Genomic DNA, 12,716 nt, shown 5'->3' with positions numbered 1-12,716 from the left:
GCGGGGATTCGGCAGTTGCTCCGGGCATGATGCTCGCGTCCCACCGCTCCCCCGCGCCCACCCGCAGGGCGGGCCCGTACGACGCTCTGGTGCTGCCCGCCGACGCGGGGCTGGCGCTGCTGCGGCGGCGCGGGCTGCGCACCGGACCCGTCACCTACGACCCGGTGGAGCGCTGCATCCAGCTGCTGGTCCCGCAGGACAGTGCGGAAGAACTGCCGGGGCTGCTGGAATGGCTGGAATGGAGCGGCATCGCCCTCGAACTCACCGCCCGCGCGGACTTCACGCCGCGGGAGGCCGTCGTCTGGCTACGGCCGCCGGGCCCCGACCACGAGGCCGGGCACGTCGATCTCGTGCGGCTGGTGAGCGCGGCGGCGACGGAATGCCACCGCGCTCAGCTCCGCCGCGGGTTCCGGCGCCGGGCCGCGTGTGCGGCGGGCACCGCGGGCGCCCGTCACGGCTCCGGTGAGGTCCCCGGCCCGAGGGGGCTGCGGGGTTCCGGCCGGGCGCCGGGCTCCGGGGGCGTTCAGCCGTTGGCCTTCTCGTAGGCCTCACGGATGTTGGCGGGGACCCGGCCGCGGTCGTTGACCTCGTAGCCCTGCTCCTTCGCCCACGCCCGGATCTTCGGGGTGTCACTGCTGCTGCCGCCGGCGCCGGCACCGGCGGAACGGCCCTTGCCACGCGCGGAGCGGCCACCGGTGCGACGTCCGCCCTTGACGTACTGCTCCAGGGCGCCGCGCAGCTTCTCGGCATTGGCAGCGTTCAGGTCGATCTCGTAGGTCTTCCCGTCAAGCGCGAACGTGACGGTCTCGTCCGCCTCGCCGCCGTCGATGTCGTCGACAAGAAGCACCTGGACCTTCTGCGCCATGGCTTCTCCCATTCGTCTTGGATAACGGTTTACTGATACTGACTCCGAAAGGAAACCGCTTTTTCGGGAGAAACACAAACCCTCGGTGGAGTTTGCGCGCAGCCCCGGAGGATTCACGGGATCATTCGGACATACCGCCGCTCTCAGAGTTGCAGCAGCATGCGGCTGTTGCCCAGAGTGTTGGGCTTCACGCGCTCAAGACCGAGGAACTCGGCCACACCCTCGTCATAGGAACGCAACAGCTCGCTGTAGACATCACCGTCGACCGGTGTCTCACCGATCTCCGTGAAGCCGTGCCGGGCGAAGAAGTCCACTTCGAAGGTGAGACAGAAAATGCGCCGCACTCCCAGCCAGCGGGCCGTGCTCAGCAGCTTCTCCAGCAGCAGATGTCCGGTTCCGGTGCCCTTCGCCTCGGGCGCGACGGCGAGAGTGCGTACCTCGGCGAGGTCTTCCCACATGATGTGGAGCGCGCCGCAGGCGACGACTTCCGCGTCGTGATCGCGCTCCGCGACCCAGAACTCCTGGATGTCCTCGTAAAGCGTCACCGTGGCTTTGTCGAGGAGGATGCCGTCACGCGCGTAGACATCGATGAGATGACGCACCCGCGGCACATCTGCCGTCCGCGCGCGGCGAACGGTGACTTCGGAGAGAGGACCTGGCGGCATGCGGCGACGTTATCGCTCCGAGGGCCCGCGCATCTCTCCGGGGGCGTCGAGATGGACGCCGCTCAGTTGCACGACGCGCAGCGCGTCGCGGACCGCTTCGACCTGTTCCGGAGTCATCCGTCCGTAGAACTCGACGAGAGTCGCCGCGGGGTTGTCGCTGTAGGACCACGCCTCGTTCATCAGCGCCGCCGAGTACGCGGCACGCGTGGAGACCGGCTCATACCGATAGGCGCGGCCTTCCTGCTCGCGGCGCAGCCAGCCCTTCTGGTGGAGGTTGTCCATGACCGTCATCACCGTCGTATAGGCGATGGACCGGTCGGTCCTCAGATCTTCCAGTACTTCGCGAACGGTGACGGGGCGGTTCCACTGCCATACCCGCGTCATCACGACGTCTTCCAACTCTCCCAATGGCCGTGGCACACCATTAACAATAGTCGGAGATGTCCAGAATCAGGACAGCACGGTCCGGGCCGGGCAGGTTCCGGGCTCGCGGCAGGCTCAGGCGTCGCGCTTCTGCTGCGTGGCTTCCGCACTGGCGAGGGCGGCGTCGACGGCGGCGTCTTCCTTGGACTTGTTCGCCCCGCCCTGGCTCTTGACGATCGTCACGATCAGCGCGGTGAACGCCACTGCCATGATCGTCGGCGGGGTCAGTGCGGCGATGTAGTCCATGTCCGGTGCGCCTCCTCGGTCAGCAGGCTCCCAATGTACGCCAGCCCTTCCGCCGTCCCGACGGCGCCTCCGGCGCACCGCGGCCGTCTCCGGGCGCGGTGCGCGGCGTCAGGCGGAGAGCGCTTCCTCGGGCGGCGGAGGCGTGCGGCGGCGGGGCGGGAAGACCTCGGCCGGGGTCGGCACCGGACGCCCGGGGGCGGTGCTCGGCTTCGCCGGCGCGGAGGGCTCCTCCGGCTCGGCGGGCGCCTCGGGCTCCGGGGTCTCCGCGGGTTCGCCGTCCGGGGTCTCCGCCTCGTCCGGGGTTTCCGAGGGCTCCGGGGCGTCCTCCGCCGTGGCGTGGGGCTCGCCGTCGCGGGCCGCGGGGAGGGTGAGCAGGCGGGCGCGTACGGCGCGGCCGGCGAGGCGTTCGCAGCGGCGGAGCAGGGAGGTGCGGCGCCGGGTCTCGGGTTCGCTCGACGCGGTCTCGCTGAGGGTGCGGAGCGCCGCCAAGTCGTCCGGGCGGGGCAGGTATCCGGCGTTCAGCGCGTCCTGGAGGTGCTCCAGGTAGCCCGTGGCGGAGCCCGGCAGCGCCGCGCGGTAGCGGGCGAGATCCGCGAGGAGGAAGGAGCGGAGCCTGCCGCTCTCGCGCGCCGTCTCGTCGACGGCGCGGGCGAGTTCGGCGTACTCCCTGGTGACCGGCTGGGACTGGAGGGCGACGGTGAGAGCGCCTCGGAGCACACGCAGCTCGTCCGCGCTGAACGCCATGCCGCCTCGGGAACCGTAGGGCGTGGGCATGCTGCGACGATACGGGCGCATCGCGCGGATTCATCCGTATCGCCCGTTTCGCGGGCGTGGCGCGGGGGCCGCCGCACGGCCCGAACTCGGGTCCGTGCGGCGGTTTTTCCGGCAGCTGCCGCTAGCCGCGGTTGATGTTGCGCTCGTAGACGAGGCGGAGGCCGATGAGGGTGAGCCAGGGCTCGTGCGCGTCGATGACGGCCGCCTCGCCCAGCACCATCGGGGCCAGGCCGCCGGTCGCGAGGACGGTGACGTCCTCGGGGTCGTCGGCGAGTTCGGCCGCCATGCGCCGCACGACGCCGTCGACCTGGCCGGCGAAGCCGTAGAGGATGCCGGACTGCATGGCCTCGACGGTGTTCTTGCCGATCACGCTGCGCGGGCGGGCCAGTTCGATCTTCCGCAGCTGCGCGCCCTTGACGCCCAGCGCGTCGACCGAGATCTCGATGCCGGGCGAGATGACGCCGCCGACGTACTCGCCGCGCGCCGAGACCGCGTCGAAGGTCGTCGCCGTGCCGAAGTCGACGACGACGCAGGGGCCGCCGTACAACTCGACGGCGGCCAGCGCGTTGATGATGCGGTCGGCGCCGACCTCCTTGGGGTTGTCCATCAGGATCGGCACGCCCGTCTTCACGCCGGGCTCGACGAGGACGGCGGGGATGTCGCCGTAGTAGCGGCGGGTGACCTCGCGCAGTTCGTGCAGGACGGAGGGCACGGTCGAACAGATCGCGATGCCCTCGATGTTGTCGCCGAGCTCCTCGCCGAGCAGCGGGTGCATGCCCATCAGGCCCTGGAGCAGGACGGCGAGTTCGTCGGCGGTGCGGCGGGCGTCGGTGGAGATCCGCCAGTGCTCGACGATCTCCTCGCCGTCGAACAGGCCGAGAACGGTATGGGTGTTGCCGACGTCGATGGTGAGCAGCATCAGGCACCCTCTCCGTCACGGAGGTCCAGGCCGATGTCCAGGACCGGGGAGGAGTGGGTGAGCGCGCCGACGGCGAGGTAGTCGACGCCGGCGGCCGCGTAGTCGGCGGCGTTGTCCAGGGTGAGGCGGCCGGAGGACTCCAGCAGGGCCCGGCCGTCGACGAGGGTGACGGCCTCGGCCGTCTCGCCGGGGCCGAAGTTGTCGAGCAGCAGCAGGTCGGCGCCCTCGGTGAGGACGGGCTCGATCTGGTCCAGCCGGTCGACCTCCACCTCGATGGGCAGGCCGGGGAACTCGGTGCGGACGCGCGCGAACGCCTCGGCGACGCCGCCGGCCGCGACCACGTGGTTGTCCTTGATCAGCGCGGCGTCGGAGAGCGAGAAGCGGTGGTTGACGCCGCCGCCGCAGCGCACCGCGTACTTCTCCAGCGCCCGCAGGCCCGGCGTGGTCTTGCGGGTGTCGCGGACGGCGGCGCCGGTGCCGGCCAGCGCGTCGGCCCAGCGGCGGGTGGCGGTGGCGATGCCGGAGAGCCGGCCGAGCAGGTTGAGCGCGCTGCGCTCGCCGGTGAGCAGGTCGCGGGTGCGGGCCCGGACCGTGAGCAGCCGCTGTCCGGCCTCCACCCGGTCGCCGTCCTCCGCGTGCCGCTCGACCTCGAACTCGTCGGTGCACACGACCGAGAGCACGGCCTCGGCGATCCGCAGCCCCGCGACGGTGCCGGCCTCGCGGGCCGTGAAGTCGCCGGTGCAGACGGCCCGTTCGGGGATGGTGGCGACGGTGGTGACGTCGACGCCGCCGTCCAGGTCCTCCTCGATGGCCAGGTGCGCGATGTCCTCGACCTGGACGGGGTCGAGGCCCGCCTCGGCGAGGAGCTGGGCGAGGGCCGGGTCGAGGCCACAGTCCAGCGGGTCGAAGTCCTCGCCGTCACCGGCGCAGCCGCAGCCGTCGCCGCAGCCGGACGCGTCCGGCGCTGCCTGCTCCGGCGGGGCGTCCGCCGCGCCGCCGATGTGCACCAGCGGCACCTCGACGGGCTGCGGCCGCTGCTCCTCCGGGCTCTCGGGGCTGGGGCTGCTCACGGTGTCTCCTTGGCTGCGGCCCGCCTCCCCGGCGGCGGGGCCACCGGCGGGAACGCGGTCGTGTCGGTCGTACGGACGTCGAGGGTGAGGGGTGTTCCCGGGGTGCCGGGGGCGCCCGGGGTTCCGGCGGTGTCGAGCGTACGGCCGGGTCCGGGGAGGGTGACGACGAGGTGGCGGCGCCAGTCCGTGTCGTCCCGCTCGGGGTGGTCCTCGCGCCAGTGGCAGCCGCGGGTCTCGGCGCGGCGGGACGCGGCGGCGACCAGGACCCGCGCGACCAGGTGCAGGTTGCTCGCCTCCCAGGTCTCGACGCCGGGCTCGGCGGGCTTGTGCGCGTACCGCGCGGGCAGCGCCGCCAGTTGCCCGGCGGCCCCGGCCAGGCTGGCCTCGCTGCGCAGCACCCCGGCGCCGCTGGTCATCACCGCCTGCACGGCGGCCCGCGCCTCGGCGGGCAGCAGCGGGGACGGGGCGGCGGGGGACGCCACGTGGGAGGCCGCGGTGCCGGGGCGGGCGTCCGCGGTGATCGCGTCCGCGATGCGTTCGGCGAAGACCAGGCCCTCCAACAGGCTGTTGGAGGCGAGGCGGTTGGCGCCGTGCACGCCGGTGCAGGCGGTCTCGCCGCAGGCGTACAGGCCCGGCACCGTCGTCCGGCCGTGCAGGTCGGTGCGGACGCCGCCGCTCGCGTAGTGCGCGGCGGGGGCGACGGGGATCAGGTCCGTCACCGGGTCGATGCCGTGCTCGCGGCAGGCGGCGAGGATCGTGGGGAAGCGGCGCTCCCACATCGCGGCGCCGAAGTGCCGGGCGTCGAGGAACATGTGCTCGGTGCCGGGCTCGGCCCCGCGCTCGGCCGCGTGCCGCACGATGCCCTTGGCGACGATGTCCCGCGGGGCGAGCTCGGCGAGTTCGTGGCGGCCGGTCATGAAGCGGTGGCCGTCGGCGTCGACGAGGTGGGCGCCCTCGCCGCGCACCGCCTCCGAGATCAGCGGCTGCTGGCCCTCGGCGTCGGGCCCGAGATAGAGCACCGTCGGGTGGAACTGCACGAACTCCAGGTCGCTGACCTCGGCTCCGGCGCGCAGCGCCAGCGCGACCCCGTCGCCGGTGGAGACGGCCGGGTTGGTCGTCGCGGCGAAGACCTGGCCCATGCCGCCGGTGGCGAGGACGACGGACGGGGCGAGGACGGCGCCGACGCCGTCGTGCTGCCCCTCGCCCATGACGTGCAGGGTGACGCCGGCGGCCGCGCCGTCGGCGGTGGTGAGCAGGTCGAGGACCAGGGCGTTCTCGACGGTGCGGATCTCCGGCTCCCGGCCGCGGACGGCGTCGACGAGGGCGCGGGATATCTCGGCGCCCGTCGCGTCCCCGCCCGCGTGCGCGATGCGGCGGCGGTGGTGGCCGCCCTCGCGGGTGAGCGCGATGCCGCCGGTGCCGTCGTCCGCGTCGAAGCGCGCCCCGGTGGCGACGAGCCTGCGTACCGCGTCGGGGCCCTCGGTGACCAGGGTGCGGACGGCCTGCTCGTCGCAGAGGCCGGCGCCCGCGACGAGGGTGTCCTCAAGGTGCTGCTCGGGGCTGTCGCCCTCGCCGAGCGCGGCGGCGATGCCGCCCTGCGCCCAGCGCGTCGAACCGTCGTCCAGCCGCGCCTTGGTGACCACGACCGTGCGGCGGCCCGCGGCGGCGCAGCGCAGCGCGGCGGTCAGCCCGGCCACGCCGGAGCCGACGACCACGACGTCCGCCTCGATCGTCCAGCCCGGCTCGGGCGCGCGCAGCCCGCCGCTGGGGGCCGAGACCGGTCCTGGGGTGGGGGTGGCACCTGTCATGCGGACGCTCCGGGATCGGGGGACGGGCCGCGCCGGGTGCCGCCGGACGGGGCGAGGCGCAGCCGGGCGTTGTCGATCAGGCGGGTGGCGCCGACGCGTGCCGCGAGCGCGAGCACGGCCTCGCCCTCGTACGTGCCGGGGACGTCGGCGAAGCCGTCCGGGTCGACCAGCGCGACGTAGTCCGTGCGGACCGGCGGCTCGGCGCGGGCCGCCGCGTCGAGGACCTCGCGGGCCGCGCGCAGGACGGCGTCCGGGCCCGCTTCCGTGGCGGCTTCGGCGGCGCTCAGGGCGCGGTGCAGGGCGAGCGCGGAGCGGCGCTCGGCGTCGGAAAGGTACCGGTTCCGGCTGGAGAGCGCCAGGCCGTCGGACTCGCGGACGGTGGGGACGCCGACGATGCGGACGGGGAAGTTCAGATCCCGCACCATGCCCTGGATCAGGGCGAGTTGCTGCGCGTCCTTCTGCCCGTAGAAGGCGACGTCCGGCGCGGTGAGGTGGAGCAGCTTGGCGACGACGGTGAGCATCCCGTCGAAGTGCCCGGGGCGGGAGGCGCCTTCGAGCCGCTCGCCGACCGGTCCTGCGGCGACCCGTACCCGCGGCTCGCCGCCCGGGTACACCTCCTCGACGGAGGGCGCGAGGACGACGTCGGCGCCCGCCTCGGCGGCGACCCGCAGATCCGCTTCGAGGGTGCGCGGGTAGCGGTCGAGGTCCTCGGAGGGGCCGAACTGGAGCGGGTTCACGAACACCGTGACGACCACCTGGCCGTCCGGGCCCGCGTGCGCGCGGGCCGCGCGGATCAGCGCGGCGTGGCCCTCGTGCAGCGCGCCCATCGTCATCACGACCGCCCGCTCCGCCCGCGCTCCGGGCAGGTCGGCGGCCGTGCGGACGACGCGGACGGGGGCCTCGGCGGGGGTCATCGCCCGTCCTCCTCGTCGCCGGGCTCGGAGAGGACGTCGAGGAGTTCCTCGGCCGACTCCGGCTTCAGCAGGCCGTGGTCCAGGGCCCGGTCGGCGGTGGCGCGGGCCATGGCCAGGTAGCCGGAGACCATCTGCGGTGCGTGGCGGCCGAGTTCGGCGACGTGCGCCGAGACGGTGCCCGCATCGCCGCGCGCCACCGGGCCGGTGAGGGCGGCGTCGCCGGAGCGGAGCGCGTTGTCGAGCGCGGCGCCGAGCAGCGGGCCCAGCATCCGGTCCGGCGCCTCGACGCCGGTGGTGCGCAGCAGCTCCATCGCCTGGCTGACGAGCGTGACCAGGTGGTTCGCGCCCATCGCCAGCGCCGCGTGGTACAGCGGACGGGACTCCTCCGCGATCCACTCGGGCTCGCCGCCCATCTCGATCACCAGCGCCTGCGCGGCCAGCCGCAGCTCCTCGGGCGCCGTGACGCCGAACGAGCAGCCCGCGAGCCTGGCCACGTCCACCGCCGTACCCGTGAACGTCATCACCGGGTGCAGCGCCAGCGGCAGCGCGCCCGCGCGCAGCGCCGGCTCCAGCACCCCGGCGCCGAACCGGCCCGAGGTGTGCGCGAGGAGCTGGCCCGGGCGGATCGCGCCGGTCCGCGCGAGCCCGGCCACCAGGTCGGGCAGCGCGTCGTCCGGCACCGTCAGCAGGACCAGATCGGCGCGGGCCAGCACCTCCGCCGGTTCCACCAGCGGTACGCCGGGAAGCAGCTCGGCCGCGCGGCGGCGGGACGCCTCGGAGACGCCGGAGGCGGCGACGGGGCGGTGCCCGGCCGTCCGCAGCGCGGCGCCGAGGGCGCAGCCGACGCGGCCCGCGCCGACGATGCCGACGGTGAGGCGGGCGGGGCGGTCCTCGGCCCGCTCGCCCGCGCGGGGCCCGGGATTCTCGGGGGGTTGTGCGTTCACGGACAGCGACCTTCCGTCTTCCGTTCCGGTCCACACGGGGTACCGGACGTCCGCCCGCCACTGTAGCCCGCGCCTCGGGGGCACCGAAGGGGCCCGCAAGGGGCGCGGGGACGGCGCCCGCAAGGGGCGCGGGGAACTGCGCGAACGGGCACGACGTACGGGGTGGTCCGGCGACGGCAGAACGCACCCCGCGCCGGGGCTAGGGCGCTGCGCTTGCCAGCCCTACGCCTACGGCGCAGTTCTCCCAAGCGGGGCGGGCCCGCGAAGAAGGGGCGCGGGGAACTGCGCGAACCCCCGGCCCCGGGACGGCATCAGCCACCCCGCGCCGGGAGCGGCCCCTACGCCGCCCGCCCGTAAAACCCCCGGCGCCCCCTCCCCCCGCGCCGCGCGCGGAACGCGTGCCAGGCGCGGCGGAGGAAGGCCGCCTCGTACGCGCCGGGCGGCGGCGGCCCCGGCTCCCCGCGCTGGGCGGAGCGGTGGACATCGACTGTGTGCTGGTCCATGAGGCTCATGGCTCCGAGCCTGCGCGGCCCCGCACCGCCCCGCACGTCGATTGACGAGCCCCGTCAATCGACGTGCGGCACCCGCCCGTACGCGGCACACAATGACGGAACACCGTCACGAGGGAGGACGAGGGAACCGATGGCCGTCAGCATCGACATCACGGGACTGCCCGACGAACGCGTGGTCTTCGCCCCGTCCCCGCTCGCCGAACTCGGCGCGGCCCTGCACGTACTGGCCGAGCCGGGCCACCACCCCGGCCTGCACGGCTGGGCGACGGCGACGGCCTCCGGGCTCGACCCCGCGCTCGCGGACCGGCTGCACCAGGCCGAGTTCCTGTGGCGCTCCACCCGCGCCGACATCCTGCTGCCGCCGCAGCCGGGCGCCACCCTGGAGGAGGAGCTGGACCGGCTGGACGAGCTGGACGACGAGCGGTTCGTCGCCTCCGCGCTGGAGATCTCCTGCGGCGGCTCGTACTCGCAGGGCAGCCCCTCACCGCTGGTCGACGGGACGCAGCGGCGGCTGGCCATCGAGCGGGCCACGGCGCGCGGCCCGCGCCAGGCGCAGTTCGCGGTGCGGCTGATGGACGAGCCCGGCACCGTACGGAAGTGGATCCGGCGGCTGCTGGAGGACTGCGAGCAGGCGTTCTTCCGTGACCTGTGGCAGCGCACCCGGGTCCAACTGGCCGCCGACGCGCGGCACAAGACGGAGCTGCTCCAGCACAAGGGCCTGGCCGAGGCGCTGTCCTCGGCCTCGGCCGCGCTGTCGGTGGAGGAGCCGCTGCCGGACGATCCGCGCCGCCGGGTCGTGGTGGACAAGCTGACGCAGGGCCGGACGACGGCCGTGGACCCGGCGCTGCCCGGCGGCCCCGGCCTGACGTTCCTGCCGACGGCGCTGGGCTGGCCGCACCTGCTGGCCCTGTACGCGCCGGGCTGGCGTCCCGTCGTCACCTACCCGGTGGTGGGCGCCGAGCTGCCGCAGCCCGTCGAACTCGACCTGATGCGGCGGCGGATGGAGGCGCTCTCGCACCCGCAGCGGATGCGGCTGTGCCTGAGCCTGGCCCGTGCGCCGTACACCACGGGCGAGCTGGCGAACACCTTCGGGCTGACGGCGCCGGAGGTCTCGCGGCACCTGAAGGTGATGAAGGAGGCGGGCCTGGTCACCACGCGCCGGCGCGGCCGGTACGTCCAGCACCGCCTGGACCTGACCTCGGTCGCCCGCCTCGGCAGCGACTTCCTCGAAACGGTCCTGCGCTGACGCGCCCCGAAAGGGGCGCGGGGAACTGCGCGACCAGCCACGACGGCGGGTGCGGGCCGGTGACGGCATGGAGCACCCCGCGCCGGGGCGGGCGCTGCGCTTGCCAGCCCTGCGCCTACGGCGCAGTTCTCCCAAGCGGGGCGGGCCCGGGAAACCGGCGTCAGCCCCCGGACCCCGCCCGGACCAGCCCCGTCTCGTACGCGACCACCACCGCCTGCACCCGGTCCCGAAGCTCCAGCTTGGTGAGGATGCGCCCGACATGCGTCTTCACGGTCGCCTCCGACAGCACCAGCCGCCCGGCGATCTCCCCGTTGGACAGCCCCTGCGCGACGAGCTGCAGCACCTCCCGCTCCCGCGTCGTCAGCTTCGCCAGCTCCTTCGCGAGCGGCTCCGGCGTCGCGGCGGGCAGCACCGTGGAGAAGCGGTCGATGAGCCGCCGCGTGGTGCTCGGCGCGACGACCGCGTCGCCGCTGTGCACGGCCCGGATCGCGGCGAGCAGGTCGGACGGCGGGACGTCCTTGAGCATGAAGCCGCTGGCGCCCGCCTTCAGCGCGGAGAAGGCGTACTCGTCCAGGTCGAAGGTGGTGAGGATGAGCACCTTCGGATCGCCGGGCCCGCCCTCGCCCTGTTCGCAGATGCGGCGGGTGGCCTCGACGCCGTCGACCTGCGGCATCCGTACGTCCATCAGCACCACGTCCACCGGCTGTTCGCGGAGTGTGGCGAGGGCCTCGGCGCCGTCCCCGGCCTCGGCGACGACCTCCATGTCCTGCTGCGCCGCCAGCACCATGCGGAAGCCGGTGCGCAGCAGCGCCTGGTCGTCGACGAGCATCACGCGGATCGTCATGGGGCGGTTCCTCCGGGGTGGGTTGTACGGACGGTGAGCGGCGGTCAGTCTGCCGCCTTCAGCGGCAGGACCGCGTTGATCCGGAAGCCTCCGCCCGTGCGCGGCCCGGCCTCCAGGATGCCGCCCACCATGCCGACGCGTTCCCGCATGCCGATCAGCCCGTGCCCGAGGCCGTCCTTGCCACCGCTCTGGTACAGCTCGTGCAGCGCGCCCCGGCCGTCGTCCTCGACGAGCAGCGCGAGCTGCTCGCCTCCGTACCGGAGCCGGACGTTGGCACCGACGTCCGGGCCGCCGTGCTTGCGCGAGTTGGTCAGCGCCTCCTGCACGATCCGGTACGCGGTGAGCTCGACGCTGCTGGGCAGCGGGCGCGGGGTGCCCTCGATGCCGAAGTCGACGTGCAGCCCCGTGCCGCGCACCTGCTCGACCAGCTCGGCGAGCTGCTCGACGCCCGGCTGCGGCACGTACGCGTCGCCGCCCTCGCGCGCCCCGGCCGCGCCGCCCTCGCCGGTGCGGAGCACGCCGAGCAGGCGGCGCATCTCGGCGAGGGCCTGGCGTCCGGTGCCGGAGATCGTCTCCAGCGCCTGCCGGGACTGCTCGGGCGCGGTGTCCATCACGTAGGCGGCGCCGTCGGCCTGGACGACCATGACGGAGACGTTGTGCGCCACCACGTCGTGGAGTTCGCGGGCGATCCTGGCCCGTTCGGCGGCGGCGGCGATCTGCGCGTGCGCCTCGCGTTCCTTCTCCAGCCGCCGGGCCCGCTCCTCCAGCTGCGCGTAGTAGGCGCGGCGGGTGCGCAGCGAGTCGCCCATGACCCAGGCGAGGACGAAGGTGATGGTCAGGAAGACCGTCGGGAAGATGTCGTTGCTGATGCTGCCGCCGGGCGAGGGCCAGCGCACCACCGTGAGCGTGGGCGCGACGACGGCGCCGACGAGCGCGACCCGGGACGCCCAGCGGGTGTGCCGCGAGGCGACGGTGAAGATGATCACGAGGAAGGAGAAGTTGCCGGGATTCGGCTCGACGTTGGTGACCAGCTGGGCCACGCCCGTCGCGATCGCCAGCAGCAGCATCTTCTCGGGGACCCGCCTGCGCAGCGCGACGACCGTGGAGAGGGCCAGCGCGATCGGGATCGAGGCGATCTGTTCCTTGGGGCCTCTCGGCAGCCCCTGGGAGTCCGTATCCAGACTCGCCAGCAGCCACATCGCCGACAGCAACAGCAGGAGCACGGCCCAGAAGCCGTCCACCCACATGGGGTGCCTGCGGAAGAAGTCGTAGAGGCGGTTCACGTGTTCCAGCGTATGGACGCCCGGTGCGTGCACGGGTCAACCGGACGGTCGATCCGCGGCACCCGCGCCTACTCCCCAAGGTGGAGGCCCGCCCTCCGCGAGGCCCAGGCCCGGGGCCGTCTACGCTGCGACCCGTGAGCGCTTGGGACGGGACCGGGGACGACGGCAGGATCACCTTCGACGGGAGTCTCCCCTGGTCGGAG

The 12,716-nt window shown here is 74.1% G+C and carries 14 protein-coding genes; 2 read left to right on the top strand and 12 right to left on the bottom strand.

What is annotated here, in order from left to right:
* Positions 1-26 precede the first annotated feature (26 nt).
* Complete coding sequence (locus HCC30_RS11905; RefSeq protein ID WP_169442423.1) at positions 27-545, top strand: hypothetical protein; 519 nt, start codon at positions 27-29, stop codon at positions 543-545.
* On the opposite strand, the gene HCC30_RS11900 is transcribed toward HCC30_RS11905, so the two are convergent.
* The 10 genes from HCC30_RS11900 to HCC30_RS11855 all read right to left on the bottom strand — a co-directional run bounded on the left by HCC30_RS11900 (position 524) and on the right by HCC30_RS11855 (position 8,628).
* Positions 524-865: an Lsr2 family protein gene (locus tag HCC30_RS11900; protein WP_169442422.1), complete on the bottom strand. Its 342-nt coding sequence runs from the start codon at positions 863-865 to the stop codon at positions 524-526. The two genes, HCC30_RS11905 and HCC30_RS11900, sit on opposite strands and share 22 nt — an antisense overlap.
* A 143-nt stretch (positions 866-1,008) precedes the next feature.
* Positions 1,009-1,530, bottom strand: a complete 522-nt coding sequence (locus tag HCC30_RS11895; protein WP_169442421.1) for an amino-acid N-acetyltransferase — start codon at positions 1,528-1,530, stop codon at positions 1,009-1,011.
* Between the two features lie 9 nt (positions 1,531-1,539).
* Positions 1,540-1,950 (bottom strand): BlaI/MecI/CopY family transcriptional regulator, encoded by a 411-nt coding sequence (locus HCC30_RS11890; RefSeq protein WP_169442420.1) that lies wholly within the window; start codon positions 1,948-1,950, stop codon positions 1,540-1,542.
* Between the two features lie 78 nt (positions 1,951-2,028).
* Positions 2,029-2,199, bottom strand: a complete 171-nt coding sequence (locus HCC30_RS11885; protein ID WP_169442419.1) for a hypothetical protein — start codon at positions 2,197-2,199, stop codon at positions 2,029-2,031.
* A gap of 108 nt (positions 2,200-2,307) precedes the next feature.
* Positions 2,308-2,973 carry a hypothetical protein gene (locus HCC30_RS11880; protein ID WP_240979512.1) on the bottom strand — a complete coding sequence of 222 codons (666 nt, stop codon included), beginning with the start codon at positions 2,971-2,973 and terminating at the stop codon, positions 2,308-2,310.
* A gap of 121 nt (positions 2,974-3,094) precedes the next feature.
* A complete protein-coding gene (locus HCC30_RS11875; RefSeq protein WP_169442418.1) occupies positions 3,095-3,892 on the bottom strand; it encodes a type III pantothenate kinase in 798 nt (265 codons plus the stop codon).
* Complete coding sequence (gene nadC, locus HCC30_RS11870; protein WP_169442417.1) at positions 3,892-4,962, bottom strand: carboxylating nicotinate-nucleotide diphosphorylase; 1,071 nt, start codon at positions 4,960-4,962, stop codon at positions 3,892-3,894. The genes HCC30_RS11875 and nadC overlap by 1 nt, the downstream gene beginning before the upstream one ends.
* The gene (locus tag HCC30_RS11865; RefSeq protein ID WP_169442416.1) at positions 4,959-6,770 is read right to left on the bottom strand and encodes an L-aspartate oxidase; all 1,812 of its coding nucleotides are present in this window, start codon (positions 6,768-6,770) and stop codon (positions 4,959-4,961) included. The genes nadC and HCC30_RS11865 overlap by 4 nt, the downstream gene beginning before the upstream one ends.
* Positions 6,767-7,684: a pantoate--beta-alanine ligase gene (panC, locus tag HCC30_RS11860; RefSeq protein WP_169442415.1), complete on the bottom strand. Its 918-nt coding sequence runs from the start codon at positions 7,682-7,684 to the stop codon at positions 6,767-6,769. The genes HCC30_RS11865 and panC overlap by 4 nt, the downstream gene beginning before the upstream one ends.
* Positions 7,681-8,628, bottom strand: coding sequence for a DUF2520 domain-containing protein (locus tag HCC30_RS11855; RefSeq protein ID WP_346776592.1), 948 nt, complete (start codon positions 8,626-8,628; stop codon positions 7,681-7,683). The genes panC and HCC30_RS11855 overlap by 4 nt, the downstream gene beginning before the upstream one ends.
* A gap of 642 nt (positions 8,629-9,270) precedes the next feature.
* Here HCC30_RS11855 and HCC30_RS11850 point away from each other — a divergent pair.
* On the top strand, positions 9,271-10,386 hold the full coding sequence (locus HCC30_RS11850) for a DUF5937 family protein (protein WP_169442414.1): 1,116 nt from the start codon (positions 9,271-9,273) through the stop codon (positions 10,384-10,386).
* A gap of 160 nt (positions 10,387-10,546) precedes the next feature.
* On the opposite strand, the gene HCC30_RS11845 is transcribed toward HCC30_RS11850, so the two are convergent.
* Complete coding sequence (locus HCC30_RS11845) at positions 10,547-11,230, bottom strand: response regulator transcription factor (RefSeq protein WP_169442413.1); 684 nt, start codon at positions 11,228-11,230, stop codon at positions 10,547-10,549.
* A gap of 44 nt (positions 11,231-11,274) precedes the next feature.
* Positions 11,275-12,513, bottom strand: coding sequence for a histidine kinase (locus HCC30_RS11840; protein ID WP_169442412.1), 1,239 nt, complete (start codon positions 12,511-12,513; stop codon positions 11,275-11,277).
* Positions 12,514-12,716 lie beyond the last annotated feature (203 nt).

This window comes from Streptomyces sp. HNM0574, assembly GCF_012726235.1.
Classification (GTDB): domain Bacteria; phylum Actinomycetota; class Actinomycetes; order Streptomycetales; family Streptomycetaceae; genus Streptomyces.
This window is presented reverse-complemented; position numbering and strand designations above follow the sequence as displayed.